14 protein-coding genes are annotated in these 14,338 nt (G+C 69.4%); 10 read left to right on the forward strand and 4 right to left on the reverse strand.

Features of this window, described 5'->3' with window-relative positions:
• Positions 1–207 precede the first annotated feature (207 nt).
• Positions 208–1,278, forward strand: coding sequence for a hypothetical protein (locus BXA11_RS39430; RefSeq protein WP_373320707.1), 1,071 nt, complete (start codon positions 208–210; stop codon positions 1,276–1,278).
• A 576-nt stretch (positions 1,279–1,854) separates the two neighbouring features.
• Positions 1,855–2,544, forward strand: a complete 690-nt coding sequence (locus BXA11_RS39435) for a hypothetical protein (protein WP_076442995.1) — start codon at positions 1,855–1,857, stop codon at positions 2,542–2,544.
• Positions 2,545–3,043: 499 nt separating this feature from the next.
• Here the strand turns inward: BXA11_RS39435 and BXA11_RS39445 are convergent, their stop codons facing one another.
• Complete coding sequence (locus BXA11_RS39445) at positions 3,044–3,400, reverse strand: DUF2750 domain-containing protein (RefSeq protein ID WP_076442997.1); 357 nt, start codon at positions 3,398–3,400, stop codon at positions 3,044–3,046.
• 179 nt (positions 3,401–3,579) lie between these two features.
• Between BXA11_RS39445 and BXA11_RS42855 the strand changes: the two genes are divergently transcribed.
• A complete protein-coding gene (locus BXA11_RS42855; protein WP_143734789.1) occupies positions 3,580–4,083 on the forward strand; it encodes a hypothetical protein in 504 nt (167 codons plus the stop codon).
• A gap of 385 nt (positions 4,084–4,468) precedes the next feature.
• On the opposite strand, the gene BXA11_RS39455 is transcribed toward BXA11_RS42855, so the two are convergent.
• Positions 4,469–5,299, reverse strand: a complete 831-nt coding sequence (locus tag BXA11_RS39455; protein WP_239105317.1) for a M15 family metallopeptidase — start codon at positions 5,297–5,299, stop codon at positions 4,469–4,471.
• A gap of 176 nt (positions 5,300–5,475) precedes the next feature.
• On the opposite strand from BXA11_RS39455, the gene BXA11_RS39460 reads away from it, so the two are divergent.
• Genes BXA11_RS39460 through BXA11_RS39475 form a run of 4 tightly spaced genes read left to right on the forward strand, consistent with a single transcriptional unit; the run spans position 5,476 to position 8,817 of the window.
• A complete protein-coding gene (locus BXA11_RS39460; RefSeq protein WP_076443001.1) occupies positions 5,476–6,309 on the forward strand; it encodes a prolipoprotein diacylglyceryl transferase in 834 nt (277 codons plus the stop codon).
• On the forward strand, positions 6,306–6,911 hold the full coding sequence (locus BXA11_RS43550) for a hypothetical protein (protein WP_159454905.1): 606 nt from the start codon (positions 6,306–6,308) through the stop codon (positions 6,909–6,911). Before BXA11_RS39460 ends, BXA11_RS43550 begins: the two co-directional genes overlap by 4 nt.
• Positions 6,908–8,476 (forward strand): radical SAM protein, encoded by a 1,569-nt coding sequence (locus BXA11_RS39470; RefSeq protein ID WP_143734791.1) that lies wholly within the window; start codon positions 6,908–6,910, stop codon positions 8,474–8,476. The genes BXA11_RS43550 and BXA11_RS39470 overlap by 4 nt, the downstream gene beginning before the upstream one ends.
• A complete protein-coding gene (locus BXA11_RS39475; protein WP_231514203.1) occupies positions 8,473–8,817 on the forward strand; it encodes a hypothetical protein in 345 nt (114 codons plus the stop codon). Before BXA11_RS39470 ends, BXA11_RS39475 begins: the two co-directional genes overlap by 4 nt.
• A gap of 53 nt (positions 8,818–8,870) precedes the next feature.
• Here the strand turns inward: BXA11_RS39475 and BXA11_RS39480 are convergent, their stop codons facing one another.
• Entirely contained in the window at positions 8,871–9,923 is a 1,053-nt protein-coding gene (locus BXA11_RS39480) for a protein kinase (RefSeq protein ID WP_076443003.1), read from the reverse strand.
• Between the two features lie 75 nt (positions 9,924–9,998).
• Positions 9,999–10,664 carry a helix-turn-helix domain-containing protein gene (locus BXA11_RS39485; protein ID WP_143734792.1) on the reverse strand — a complete coding sequence of 222 codons (666 nt, stop codon included), beginning with the start codon at positions 10,662–10,664 and terminating at the stop codon, positions 9,999–10,001.
• Positions 10,665–10,746: 82 nt separating this feature from the next.
• On the opposite strand from BXA11_RS39485, the gene BXA11_RS39490 reads away from it, so the two are divergent.
• The 3 genes from BXA11_RS39490 (at position 10,747) to BXA11_RS39500 (ending at position 14,291) form a co-directional block, all read left to right on the forward strand.
• The gene (locus BXA11_RS39490) at positions 10,747–11,625 is read left to right on the forward strand and encodes an aldo/keto reductase (protein WP_076443005.1); all 879 of its coding nucleotides are present in this window, start codon (positions 10,747–10,749) and stop codon (positions 11,623–11,625) included.
• 104 nt (positions 11,626–11,729) lie between these two features.
• Positions 11,730–12,698: an ankyrin repeat domain-containing protein gene (locus BXA11_RS39495; RefSeq protein ID WP_076443007.1), complete on the forward strand. Its 969-nt coding sequence runs from the start codon at positions 11,730–11,732 to the stop codon at positions 12,696–12,698.
• A 411-nt stretch (positions 12,699–13,109) separates the two neighbouring features.
• On the forward strand, positions 13,110–14,291 hold the full coding sequence (locus tag BXA11_RS39500) for an ATP-binding protein (RefSeq protein ID WP_030512443.1): 1,182 nt from the start codon (positions 13,110–13,112) through the stop codon (positions 14,289–14,291).
• The last annotated feature ends 47 nt before the right edge of the window (positions 14,292–14,338 follow it).

A 14,338-nucleotide genomic window follows, 5' to 3' on the forward strand; every position in this document is an offset into this window, starting at 1 on the left:
GGGTCCAACCCCACGCCCGCCTCGTTCACCCTCAACGGCGTCACCTGCACCGGCTCCACCACCACCCCGTCCCCCACCCCATCGCCCGCAGCCTCGCCCACGCGCTCACCCTCACCCACGCGCTCGCCTTCACCGTCACCCTCACCCACGCGCTCACCCTCACCTTCGCCATCGCCCACGACCACACCGTCGAACGGTGCGCTGTACGTGTCGCCGAACGGCAGGGACGGCGCGGCGGGGACGCAGTCGGACCCGACGACTCTCGCCGCTGCGATAAGCCGCGTCGCCCCCGGCGGGACGATCTACCTGCGGGGCGGGCGATACAACTTCGCGCAGACGGTGACCATCGCGCCGGGCAACAACGGCACCTCGAACGCCCGCAAGACCCTGTCCGCCTACCCCGGCGAGACTCCGGTGCTGAACTTCTCGGCACAGAGCGAGTCCTCGTCGAACCGCGGGCTCACCGTGAACGGCTCCTACTGGCGCGTGTACGGCGTCGTCGTCGAGCGGGCCGGCGACAACGGAATCTACGTCGGCGGCAGCAACAACGTCATCGAGCGCACGATCACCCGCTACAACCGCGACACCGGGCTGCAACTCGGGCGGATCGCCTCCGACACCCCCCGCGACCAGTGGCCGTCCAACAACCTCATCCTCAGCTCCGAGTCGCACGACAACGCGGACGCCGACGGCGAGGACGCCGACGGCTTCGCCGCCAAGCTCACCACCGGCACGGGCAACGTCTTCCGCTACGACGTGTCCCACAACAACATCGACGACGGCTGGGACCTCTACACCAAGACGGACACGGGAGCCATCGGGCCGGTCACCATCGAGGACTCCCTGTCGTACAACAACGGCACGCTCACCGACGGCAGCCAGGCCGGGGACGGCGACCGCAACGGCTACAAGCTCGGCGGTGACAAGATCTCCGTCAACCACGTGGTCCGGCGCAGCATCGCGTATCGCAACGGCCACCACGGGTTCACCTACAACAGCAACCCGGGCACGATGTCGATCTCGGACAACGTCGGCATCGACAACGCCGAGCGCAACTTCTCCTTCGACACCGGCACCTCGGTGTTCCGCGGCAACACCTCCTGCCGCAGCGGCAGCGGGTCCAACGACAAGATCGTCGGTAACGCGGACAGCTCCAACCAGTTCTGGTCGGGCTCGAACGGATCCCGGTGTTCCTCCTACACCGGCGCCCTCGGCTGGTCCTACGCCTCGGACGGCCACCTCGTCGTCACCTTCGGCGGCAGGCAGGTCACGCCGTAACCCCCTCCCAGGGTCACCGGCCGGGTGACCTCGCCCACCATGCCGTACGTGGTGCCATACGTGGTGGGCGGGGACCCCGCTGAGCAGTCCCTTTGCCTGCCGGTTCGGGACGGCAGGTGGGCCGGACGGCGATCCACCGCACGCCTGAGTCGGCGGGGCCGCCACCAAGTTGAGGGTGTCGTGCCGGTGCGGCGTCGCGTGCACCGAGCGGCACCCTCGGCCTGTTCCCGGCATATCCCCCCGTTGCATGCAATCCCGGGCGGTGCTCGATGAGGTTTTGCAACGGTCCAATCTCGGCCGCCAACCCTGCCCGTCGAGAGCACGTCCCCTACCGCACAGAGCACCCCGAGCCTCTGGAGTAACGGCATGCACCAGCAGCCCAGCCCCCCGAACGGTCCCTACGGACCGCCCGCCGGCCAGCACCCGTACGGCGGACACCTCCAACAGTCTCCGTACGGCGGGCCTGCTCAGCAGCCGCCCAGCTGGCAACCCCCGCCTCCGCGACGCCGGAAGGGTAAGGGGCCCGGCTTCTGGCTGCTGGTGATCGGGCTTCCGTTCGTCCTGCTCTTTGGCTGTATGGCGGCCATCGGGTCTCTCGCCTCCAACCCATCGAGCACGACGAGCCCCGTTGCGAAGGCGCATAAGTCGAGCGCGCCGGCCAACTCCAACGCCACGGCGGCCGAGGACACCAGTGCGAGTGAGGAACCATCCTCGCCGCCCAGCCCGCAGCCCAAGCCGCGCACCTACAGCGGCGCCGGGGCGAAGGTCCTCAAGCTGCGCAAGAGCGACTGGTCGGCCGTATGGCTGGTCACGCTTACCCATCGCGGAGGCTCGAACTTCATCGTCTCCCCGCTCGACCCGGGCGGCGCCGAGCAGGGCGCGATCGTCAACGAGATCGGTAACTACAAGGGGAGCGTCCTGCTGAACGAGGACGACGGCAAGGAGACGGCCGCGCTGAAGATCCAGGCCGATGGAGCGTGGACGATCGTGTTGAAGCCGTTGTCGATGGCCCGCGTCTGGTCAGGCGACTCGCTCACGGGTCGTGGCGACGAGGTGGCCATCGTCGCCCCGCCGAGCGCCGGCCTCACGACGGTGAACGCACGGCACTCGGGGAGCGCGAACTTCATCGTCGAGGCCTGGACCGAGACGAGCAGGGAACTGCTCATCAACGAGATCGGCAGTTGGCACGGTGAGGTCCCGCTCCCAGGCGGGACGATCCTCGTCACGATCAAGGCTGACGGCGCCTGGTCCTTCAAGAAGAGCTGACGAGCGTACGGCTCGCGTCCGGGCGGGGTGGCGCGAGCCGTACGTGCCTCTGCGGGCCGTCCAGGATCTCGTTCAGCCGCAGGCGCGGTACGTGAAGGTGAACTCGGCCCAGAGACGGCCCGGGAGCGGGCGGAGTGAGAGTGTCTGCAGCTACTACCGGCCGTTCTTGGAAAAGTGCTGGTAGTCCGCAAATACCCAGCACCCCCACCGGCTGACCTGGGACAACGGCCCTCAGTCGTCCGCCGAGGGCACATCCAGGGCACTCGGGGACGCGCCGTGTGCCCCCAGGGCACTGTCAACGGCTTTCCGCGTGCGGTCTTCACTCGATGGCATGAGGTGGGTGTAGGTCCGCAGTGTGAAGCCCGGATCATGGTGACCGAGGTACTCGCTCAGGGCCTTGATGCTCTCGCCGCCATCGAGCGGCCAAAACGAAATCCACTCTGACCAGGGCTTGAGCATGTCAGCGGCCCATGGGCCGAACTCATCCAAGCTGGTGGCTTTAGGCTCCCTGCGCTGCAGCAATCCTGGCGATCACGTCCTTTACCTCAAGATCCCAGCCAACCGCCCGAGCGCCTGACCAGTTAATCCCGATCAAGATCCCATCCTCGCTAAGGTCAGGCAGCCACTTGCTCAGCCAGACGTCGAGCGGAATCTCCACCGACTCAAACTCCGAGTACCCCGTAACCGTGTCAATGATTTTCTTCACCCGTGCGGCCGATGACCAGAACGGCATACTTCTACGACCGTTGGACGTCAACGGTGCCGGGTAGCCGTCCGAGTCGCGCACTGTCCAGACACGCCGTCGGACAACCACATCGCGAAAGAACGCTGCGGCTTGTGATCCGCTTTGGCTCATGCGCCGACGGTACCGGTCTACGTGCCATCGGATGACAAGGGATCGGTACCGGCCCGACGTACGTTCGAGGGCACATTGGGGGCACATGGCTCCGGAAAGCGCTGGCAAGCGATGGCAACGAACGGAAGCGTTTCCGCAGATCGCTTGTAGTTCGGAGCGAATCCATGCAGGTAGCGAACATGCGCAATCTGAACCCGGCCTACAGGACGACCTTGAGGACAAACCCGATCTATACTTTGGACGCTCGCGGACGCATTCAAATAGAAATGGACTCAGTGTGGATGGAAAGTATGTCTGATGGGAACCTCCCAGTTGCTCATCCCGTCTCCGAGTTTCGGCTCATTATCCAAGAGGTCTTGCATACGGCTGAGGCTACGTGCGGAGTTGAGGATCTTGAGCGAGATCTAGAGCGTGCGCTCGCGGTGCTGCAGCGAAATCCTGACCTGAGGCCCCAATTTGAGACCGAGCTCACCACCCTGATCGACTCAATTAGGGAGGGTGTCGTCGAATTGGTTTCGTTCGTTATGTACGAGTTGCGGTGGCCGGTGATTGAGGAAGCGATTAGGAGTAGGATTTCGGAGCCCAGGAGGAATGTCAGTGATCTTCGACTCTATGAAGCGATGCTGGAGGCCTTCTCTGATTCATGGCGCGACCGCGATCTGTACAGGAAATTCAGTCAATAGGAACTTGGTCCGCGGAAAGCGGATCTACCACTTATGATCCCTGGCCTGGGCCGGCGTGCCTTGTCTGCGTGCATAACTGCGTGACAACGTCGACGAACGACGCTGGACACTGGCGGACGGGAGTGGACTCGTCAGCAGGTTCGCTGACACAGCTACGCGGCCCACGGGGCAGCATCCGAGCTGGACTTGACGGCACTGGTTGGCACCCGTTGATCTGCCCTGGCGCTCTCACCCAGGGTTCGTATCGAAGGGATCGGGACGAAACGATGCTAGGCGCGCGGGGCACAACGGGGGCGCACGAAGGTGCGAGACGCCCGGAAACGTCCAGAGACGATGAGGGGTGGAATCGCAGGCCAGAGGACTGCCCGCGATATCGGCCCCGATCTCAGCGGCCGTTCTCGGAGAAGTGCTGGTAGTCCTTGGCGCCGGACCACGAGCCGCCCCAGCCCCAGCCGATCTGCGCGAAGGCCCGCACCACGCGGTCTCCACTGTTGATCACGCCGGGCTTCTTGAGCGGCCGGTCCACGAACGCGTCCGCGTTGCGGTGGGCGTGTGAGCCGTTCGCGTAGACGTACGGGTTCTCTCGCGGGTTGAGGTCCACCGCCAGCCCGTACGCGTGGTTGGACCAGCTGCCGGAGCCGGTGGCGTTGCGGCAGTTGAAGGCCGAGGTGTTGTCGGCGTCGATGGAGTCGTAGTCGCTGCCCTTGTAGACGTCGACGGGCTCCATCCGGCGGATGGGGTAGCGCATCTCGTAGAGCTTCCCGAAGACGGAGGCCACGTCTTCGGCGACCTTCTTGTTGATCACGAGGGTGCCGGTGTGCGCCTGGTCGTCGAAGCCCCAGTAGGTCATGGTGATCTTCCGCAGTCCGCTCAGCGGAACCGGGCAGCCCGGACGCCAGGAGTGCCGGACGTCGTCGCGGGACACCTTCTCGATCTTGGCGGAGAAGGGCGGCGGTCCGCTCGGGCTCGGCGTGGGCCCCTCGCCGGGCGCGGGCGAGACCGGCAGGGACGACGGAGTGGCGGACGGAGAGGAGGCCGTCGCGGAGGAGGGAGCGGCAGGCGTGGACGAGCCCGGTGCCGACGACGCCGCGGCGGGCGCGGGCACCCGGGTCCGGGCGGTGGCGGACGCGCCGGCGTCGCCGACCTCGGCGCAGCCGGTCATCCCGACGAGAGCCGCCATCACTACCGCTGACCTGCGGTTCCACAAGGAGGTCATAGGCGCAGGTTACCCGCGGCCGAGGCGTGCGCGGGCGGTCGCGCCCGCTCCTGGGGACAACGGGACTCCTGTGGACGAAGCCCCGGGGGCGGTTGGCCGGAATCGCCGTATGAAGGGGCTGTAAGCCGTACGAATTGACGATCGGAATCGTCGTGGCCCGCCGCTAGGGTGGCGTCGTGCTTGAGCAACTGCGTTTCGGCGGGGTGAGCGTGCCGACCCACGCGTTTTTCGTGGGTCTCGGCGTGATCCTCGCGAGCGTGGTGTTCGTCCTGGAGGCGCGGCGCCGGGGAGCGTTACGGGAGGAGTCGCTCGTCGCCGTCACGGGCGCGCTGGTCGGCGGGGCGCTGGGCATGCGGCTGTCCGGCTGGGCCGAGCATCTCGACCCCGCGCTCAATCCCAGCCTCGTCGAGGCGTGGATGTTCGGCGCCCGGAGCATCCTCGGCGGCCTGACCGGTGCGTACGTCGGGGTGCTGGTGGCGAAACGGCTGATCGGCTACCGGGAGCGGACCGGCGACCTGTTCGCGCCCGCCGTCGCGCTCGGCATGGCCGTCGGCCGCATCGGCTGCTTCCTCACCGAGGCCCCCGGCCGTCCCACGAGCCTTCCCTGGGGCGTCCACGCGCCCGCCACCGTTCCGGAATGCCCCGGCTGCGTGTCCGGGCAGGCCATGCACCCGTCGTACCTGTACGAGACCGTCTTCCAGCTCGCCGCCTTCGGCGCGTTGCTGTGGGCGCGGAGCCGGGTCGACAGGCCGGGCGAGCTGTTCACCCTCTATCTGGGCGTGTACGCCGTCTTCCGGTTCCTCGTCGAGTTCACCCGGGCGAACGAGACGGTCTGGCTCGACCTGACCCGCCCGCAGTGGTTTCTCGTCCCGGGGCTGATGCTCCTCGGCGTCCGTCTCGGGATCGGATATCGCAAGGGTTTCTACGATCGGCTGCTCCCCCGCCGGGGCGAGCGGCGACCGCTGTTACCGGCCGCCCTGCTGTCGCCCGCGGGCGAGGAGGAGAGATGAGCACACCCCCCGAGCCGCCCGAGCAGCCGCGCGACCCGCAGCCGGGCGATCCTCCCGGCCTGCCGCCCGTGCCGCCGCCTCCCGGCGGTCCGCCCGGCCCCTCCGGTCCGTCGCCGTCCCACGGTCCGGCCGACCCGCCGTCTCACGCGCCTCAAGGCCCGTTCGGTCCGCCGTCTCAGGGCGCGGCCGGTTCGCCGCCTTACGGGCCGCAGGGCCCGGGTGGGCCGTACGGCCCCTCCGGCCCGGGCGGGCCGCCGCGCGCGTGGCCGCCGCCCCCGGCCCCCAACACGACCGGCGTGGTCGTCGCGATGACGATCGCGGGGATCGTGGCCTACGTGGTCGTCAATTTCGTGCTCTTCCTCGCGACCCTCGCGGCGGCGGACGGTGTCGCGAGTGATTACAAGAACGTCGCGCTCATCGGCGGATCCGTCATCCTCGCCCTGATCGCGTTCGGCGGCGGAACGCTGCTGCTCCTCCTCCGCAAGCCCTGGTCACGGGGGCTCGGGATGGGCCTGATGATCGGCTGGGCGCTCATGACGATTTTCACCGCCGGCTTCTGCACCGGCGTCAACCCCTCGCTCTACACGGACGGTGCCCTGTGACCACCGGGATGCCCCTGCGGGGAGACCGCATCCTCCGCTACGTCAACGCGTTCTGCCCACGCTGCCACGACGAGCGGCCGGACCGTCCGCTGGCGGAGGTGCCGCGCCTGTCCGGCTGGCTCGCGGCGCGCGACGGCCGGGTCTACCTGGAGCGCGGCTGCCGCACCCACGGCATGGTCAGGACCCTCTACGACGAGGACCCGGAGATCCTCGCCTACCTGGAGGAGTGGACCGCCCCCACCAAGGCGCATCTGCCCGACGTCGCGGGAAACTTCGACCCCGTCCCGGAGGCCTATCTGCGGGGGCTGCCGGAGATGCAGACCCAGCACACGTGCATCCTGCTGGAGGACGTGGCGGAGGCGTGCAACCTGCGCTGCCCGACCTGCTTCACCGACTCCTCGCCCGACCTGCGGGGGATCGTGCCGGTCCGGGAGGTGCTCGCCAACGTGGACCAGCGCCTGGCCCGCGAGAACGGCCGTCTCGACGTGCTCATGCTCAGCGGCGGCGAGCCGACCCTCCACCCCGATCTGCCCGAGTTGCTCGCCGAACTCGCCGCCCGGCCCGTCACCCGCATCCTGATCAACACCAACGGACTCCTGGTGGCCAGGGACGACGCCCTGCTCGACCTGCTCACCGAGCACCGCGAGCGGGTCGAGGTCTACCTGCAGTACGACGGCGTGTCGGCCGAGGCGTCCCGGCACCACAGGGGTGGTGACCTGCGGCGGCTCAAGGCGGAGGCGCTGCGGCGGCTGTCGGAGCGGGAGATCTTCACGACGCTGGTCATGACGGCCTCCCTTGGTGTGAACGACGGCGAGATCGGCGACGTGGTGCGCCTGGCCCTCGACACGCCGTACGTCGGCGGGGTCTCGATCCAGCCGCAGTTCGGCTCGGGGCGGTCCGGCGCGATCGACCCGATGGACCGGCTCACCCACACCGGGGTGCTCAAGCGCCTCGGCCCGCAGACGGACGGCCTGGTCACCTGGCGCGACCTGACCGCCCTGCCCTGCTCGCATCCGCACTGCTGCTCGGTCGGCTACATGATCAAGGATGACGCCGATCGGTGGCGTTCGCTGACCGCGCTGATCGGGCACGACCGCCTCAAGGAGAACCTCGGGCTCGTCTCCAACCGCATCGCCGACTCGGAGATCCCTCACCAGCTCCGCATGGCCGTGCAGGAGTCGCTGCTCGGCCTGCTGTCGGAGCAGTCGTCGCTGTCGCACCCCGAGATCGGCAAGGTCTGGCGCGACATCTGCGAGAACTGCGACCTCGGGCTGACGACCCTGCTGACGCTCGCGTCCTCGGCCCTGCCCGGCCGCAGGCGGCGGCTGCGCCGGCTGCTGGGCGAACGGGTCGTACGCATCACGATCAAGCCCTTCATGGACATGTCCACGATGCTGGAGGAGCGCCTGGTGCAGTGCTGCGTCCACGTCGGCACCCGCTCCGACCAGGACCAGTGCGCGCCGTTCTGCGCGGTCCAGGCCTGGCCGGCGCTCGCGCGGCAACGCCTGTCCGCCGTCGCCGCGGCCGACGTCGGCGTACGGCTCCCGCTGCTGGAGATCACATGACCCTCCCGCGCGGGGAGCCCGGCGACCGGCCGACCGGCGTCGCGTACGAGCAGGCGCGCGCCGCCGAGACGGCCCAGGCGTCCGACGGCGGGCAGGCCAAGCCGTACGACCCGCTGAAGCTGTGCGTCTATGCGACGGTGGCGCTGCTCGCCTGGCTGTTCGGGGCGTGGGCCGTGCTCGGGTTCGCGGCCCTGGGATTCGCCGGATACTGGCGGGCCCGCCGCGCGGGGCTGACCAGGAGCAAGTGCTATCTCAGGGACACCCGGCTCGTCCTCGCCTACCTGGGACTGCTCACCCTGGTCGCCGCGGCGGCCCTCGTGCTCCCGCACACGCTGCGATAGGCGTTCCGGCGACGGGCGCGCCGGTAACACCGGGACGTGGAGGAAGCGCCTCATCAGGTGTCGGAAGCGGCCCCGCGCCGAATGCGGCCGAACTCGTCCGCCGGATAGCGCGTGTGCTTGCTCTCGCAGAGGCGCCGGTGGAAATCGTCCATCACCGCTGCCGTTGCCGCATGCCTGTCAAGGATCACGGCGGCCGATCCGGCGACGCCGGATCGCCTGTCGCCGTCGGCCCAGTTCCGGACGAAGCGCCGCCGATCCGCGCCACCGCTAACCCGCGCGGCGAGGTGCTGGTTCACCAAGTGGGCCATGACGTAGTCGCGGTCGTAGTCCCGATGCGTGACGTGGAAGTCCGATTCCGAGGCGGAGAGCTCGAAACGGGAGCTGAGCGCGAGACCGAAGTCGGAGAAGTACAGGTGGTCTCCGTCCGTGAGAACGTTGCGGAAGTGCACGTCGAAGTGGATCAGGTGTCGGCTCCTCATGAATGCGACCCCCGCGGCCAGTTCCCTCTCCACCTGCGGAAACGCCGAGACCTCCGTGTCGGCGAGCCAGGAGCCCAAGGTCCCCGGAATGTGCTCCAGGAAGACGGCGATGCTCATGGTGGAGCGTTCGAGCGCCTCCAGGCGCCTCCGGACGGCTGGTGCGCCACCCCAATGCGCCACGGCGCCCTCCAGACCGCCGAACTCCGAGAACAGTCCGATAGGAGGGGCCGGGGCAGGCAGCACCCGCCAGTGGTACGCCAACGGAAAGCCGGCGAACTCACCTGCCAGGACCCAGTTGGTGGTCATCTGATGGACGGCCAGTTCACGCCAGGCCCCGAACCCCGCCGACCCCACGCCGTACTGGTAGAAGCCCGGCAGCCCGAACACGTTCCGCGTGGACATGCGGTTGCCGGGGCGAAGTTCCAGGTCGGTCAGGGGGATCCGCTTGACGAAGATCCGCACGCCCTCGACGTCCAGGAGGGCCGACGTTCCGCCGATGCCGGTGCCCAGCGGGGTGGCCTCCCGTACGAGCGCGGCAAGCCGGCGGTCGCTCATCAGGGCGAAGGCGGTGGACACCTTCGCGTAGGCGGCGACACGTGCCAGGCGCCGCTGCTCCGGATGCGCCATCGGTGGCCCCCATTACCATCGGTTCCCTGGCACTGATCGTCGCACTGCCGGCGACCGGGAGAGGCGGGGGCGCCGCTAGCCCGTGAGCCCGAGTTCGCCCGCGCGCAGCCCCGCCTGGAAGCGTGAATCGGCCTCCAGTGTGTCCATCAGCTCCGCGACACGCCTGCGGTACGTACGCAACGACAGCCCGAGATGCCGCGCCGCGGTCTCGTCGGTGTAGCCCGCGCCGAGCGCGCGCAGGACCGCCCGGCTGTCGTCGTCGAGGTGCGGCGCGTCGCCGCGCAGGTAGGCGGTCAGCTCGGTCGCGGCGTCCCAGGCGGCCGCGAAGAGGGAGTACACGCCGTTCACCAGCGTGGGCGAGGTGGTCACGGTGTACTCGCGGGGGCCGGGCCCGTCCCGTTCGGCGAGGATCATCACGCGCCGGTCGATGACGATCGTCTCGTGCGGCAGCGGTGTGGAGCTGATGCGCACCTCGACGCCGTTGGCCACGACCTCGCGCAGGTGCGCCCGCGAGGCCTCGTCGGCGAGGGCGACGGGGGTGAACAGCTTCTTGACGGCCAGGCCGGAGGCGCCGTGCCTCGGGAGCCGCCGGGCCACGGACTGCCGCGCGTCGGGCCGCGACCATGTGTCGAGGTCGCGGGCCGCGCATACGAACTCGTGCTGGGCGCCGGTGAACAGATGACCGGCACGGGCCACGAGCTCCGCGTCGCCGCGGACTGTCATGACCTTGTCGGCTGTCACCCATTCATTATGACCCCGCCGGACGTGGCAGCTTGCTGCCACCGCGTTGGCCGTCGTCCTCGGCTGCACGAGGCTGACGGGTATGACGACGAACACGAACGCCGCGCCCGGCGGCACGTTCCTCCTCGGCGGCGACCTCCCCGTTCACCGGCTCGGCTTCGGGGCCATGCGGCTGCCGACCGGCACCTTCCAGGGTGCCGTCCGCGACCCGGAGACGGGCGTCGCCGTGCTGCGCCGCGCCGTCGAGCTCGGCGTGGACCACATCGACACGGCCTGGTTCTACAGGAGAGGAGGCGTGGCGGCCAACGACCTGATCCGCCGGGCGCTCGCGCCGTACGCGGACGACCTGGTGATCGCGACCAAGGTCGGGCCCCTGCTCGACGAGAACGGGGTGCCGAGCAGCCAGGCCGGTCCGGCCGAGCTGCGCGGGCTGGTGGAGGACAACCTGCGCACTCTCGGCGTGGAGCGGCTCGACCTCGTGTATCTGCGGATCGGTGGCCTGAACCCGCCGGGCGGCGAATCGCTTTCGGACAGGTTCGCGGTCCTGGCCGAGCTGCGTGAGGAGGGGCTGATCCGGCACCTGGGCATCAGCAACGTCACCGCCGCCCATCTGGACGAGGCACTGGCGATCGCCCCTGTGGCCGCCGTGCAGAACAGCTTCCACGTACAGGATCGGGGCGACACCGAGCTCCTGGCGCGGTGCGAGAAGGACGGCATCGCCTTCGTGCCCTTCTTCCCGCTCGGCGGCGGGCTGCGGCCCATCGACCGGACCCGCCTGACGCCGGTGATGGAGCGCCACGGCGCCACCGCGGCGCAGATCGCGCTCGCGTGGCTGCTGGCGGCCTCGCCCGTGTCGCTCGCGATCCCCGGTACGGGCTCCCCCGACCACCTGGAGGAGAACATGGGGGCGGGACGGATCCGGCTGACCGCGGAGGACCTCGCCGCCCTGGAACAGGACTAGCTTCGATCACCCGTATCTGCCTCGTTGACGGCTCGCCACGCAGAGCCGGCGAAATGTCGGTGGGCCACGCCATGATCGGCGTACTTACTCACCGAGGGAGCGTCATGGCTGTCGCCCACGAAGCAGACTGGTCCGGCATCGGCTGGGACTCCTGGAAGAGCCTGAGGCTGATCCGTGCCCGGCTCGACGCGGGCGCCGATCCCAACTCCGGTGGGTTCTTTCACAGACGGCCGTTGCACGCGGCCGCCGAAATCGGCTCTCCCGACGTGGTGGCGGAACTGGCCGCCCGCGTCGACGACGTCGACGCCGAGCACGAGGGCCGTACGGCATTGTGGGCGGCCGTCTTCGCCAACCGCGCGGACAACGCCCGGGTGTTGGCGCGGGCCGGGGCCGACCCGTGGCGGCCGATGATGAACGGGTGGTCGCCCGGGCGGCTCAGCCTGGCCACGCCGGCCCCCGACCTGTTCGGCGATCACACCGGTCGGCCCGGTCTGTCCGATGCCGAGGCCGCCGTCGTGGCCGAAGCCCGGCGGCTGATCGCCGCTGTGGGGGATTTCTATGACGACGGCATGGGGCTGGCCTGTGTCGCCGGGATCAGTGCGGCGGAAGCGGTGCGCCGTCTGGAGGCGGTCCCGGCCGACGCTGCGGAGGTCGAGGAGATCGTAGAAGATCCCTGGTCCTTCATGGACGAGAGTCTTGGAGTCGTCGGCGTCACGGACGTGCCCGGCGGCTGCGTCGTCAGCCAGCCGTGGGGATACGGGCCGTACATGCCCGGCGTCACGAAGCTCCTGTCGGCAGGCACCGTCTGTTACGCCATGTTCGCCAACCCCAAGAGCGGCAACCAGGGAAGCGTCACCCGGGACGGCGAGATCGTGGAGTGGGACTCCCACCCCGGCGGCGGCAGTCCCCACGCGGAGCAACCGGCCGAGGAGATCCTCATCGAATACCTCTATCACGGCAACGCCGTGGCGTACTGCTGCGCCGGCGCGGGCCTGCGGCCGGACGACGCCGCGGCGATCGCCGGGGAGCCCGACATGTGGGTGAGGCTCCCCGAACGCGACTACTGGAGCTGACCGCCCGGGGGAGTGCGCAAGCCGCTGCGGGGCCGGCGACAGCGGGGGTGCGGGAGCCGGCGAACGACGGCGTTTGACGGAGCTTTCGTGGAAAGCTCGCGCAGGTGTTCGATGACGCGCTACAGTCATGCCCATCGGATCGAACACGGGTTCGGTCGAGTCCCGGCAGGTAAGGGGTGTGTGATGGCTGTGCCCACGGTGTCCGACACCCTCGTGCCGGCCGTCGCCGCTCCCGTGGTCTTCGATCCGGTCGTGCCCTCCCCGGCTCCGCCCGTCGTCGTCCCGGTCGTCCCGGTTCAGGCTCCGCCCGTCGCCGGGCGGTGCGTGCCGCGGCCGCGCCGGGCGACACGCCGTAGCGCTCTCTACGGAAATCTACGACGGCCGCTATATCCCGTCATAAAGTCCGAGAGCGTGGACCCCGTGCGCAATCCCTACGCCCCCGGCGCCGGCCAGCGCCCCCCGGAACTCGCCGGACGCGACCGTGAGTTGCAGCAGTTCGAGATCGTGCTGGAGCGGGTGGCCCGGGGCCGCCCGGAACGGAGCATGGTCCTCACCGGCCTGCGCGGCGTGGGCAAGACCGTCCTGCTCAACACGTTCAAGTCCATGGCCATGCAGCGGCTGTGGGGCACCGGCAAGATCGAGGCAAGGCCCGACCAGTCGATCCGCCGCCCGGTGGCCGCCGCGCTGCACATGGCCATCAGGGAGCTGGCTCCCCGGCACCGCGCCCCCGAGCGCATCGAGGAGTTCCTCGGCGTGCTCAAGGCGTTCGCGATGCGCGACCCCGCCGCGGCGAAGGGCACCTCTCACTGGTCGCCCGGCATCGACGTGCCCGCCGCGCGCGGCCGGGCCGACTCCGGCGACCTGGAGATTGACCTGACCGAGCTGTTCGTCGACGCCGCGGGCGTGGCGACGGATCTCGGCGTCGGCATCGCGCTGTTCATCGACGAGATGCAGGACGTGCAGGCGCCCGACGTCTCGGCCCTGTGCGCGGCCTGCCACGAGCTGTCGCAGAACGGCGGCCCGCTGATCGTCGTCGGCGCCGGCCTGCCCCATCTGCCGAGCGTGCTGTCGGCGAGCAAGAGCTACTCCGAGCGGCTGTTCCGGTACGCGCGCATCGACCGGCTCGACCGGGACGCCGCCGACCTCGCGCTGATCGCCCCGGCCGCCCGCGAGGACGTCGAGTTCACCCCCGACGCGCTCGACGCGTTGTACGAGGCGGCCGACGGCTACCCCTACTTCGTCCAGGCGTACGGCAAGGTCGCCTGGGATCTCGCCCCGCGCAGCCCGATCACGGCCGACGACATCAAGGTGTCCGCCCCGGAGGCCGAGGAGGAGCTCGCGGTGGGCTTCTTCGGCAGCCGGTATGAGCGGGCCACCCCCGCCGAGCGAGACTACATGCACGCCATGGCCCAGCTCGGGGACGACCCGGTGCCGACCGCCGAGGTGGCGGAAACGCTGGGCCGTAAGCCGTCGAGCCTGTCCCCGGCCCGCGACAGTCTCATCAAGAAAGGCCTGATCTACAGCGCCGAGCGCGGCGTGATCGGGTTCACCGTTCCGCATTTCGGGAGGTTCCTCCGCGCGCAGCCGGTCTGAGCGGCGCGCCCATCGACCTCTCTACGGCTTTCTAGAGGGGAAGCTAG

The sequence above is a fragment of the Microbispora rosea genome, from assembly GCF_900156315.1.
GTDB lineage: Bacteria > Actinomycetota > Actinomycetes > Streptosporangiales > Streptosporangiaceae > Microbispora > Microbispora rosea.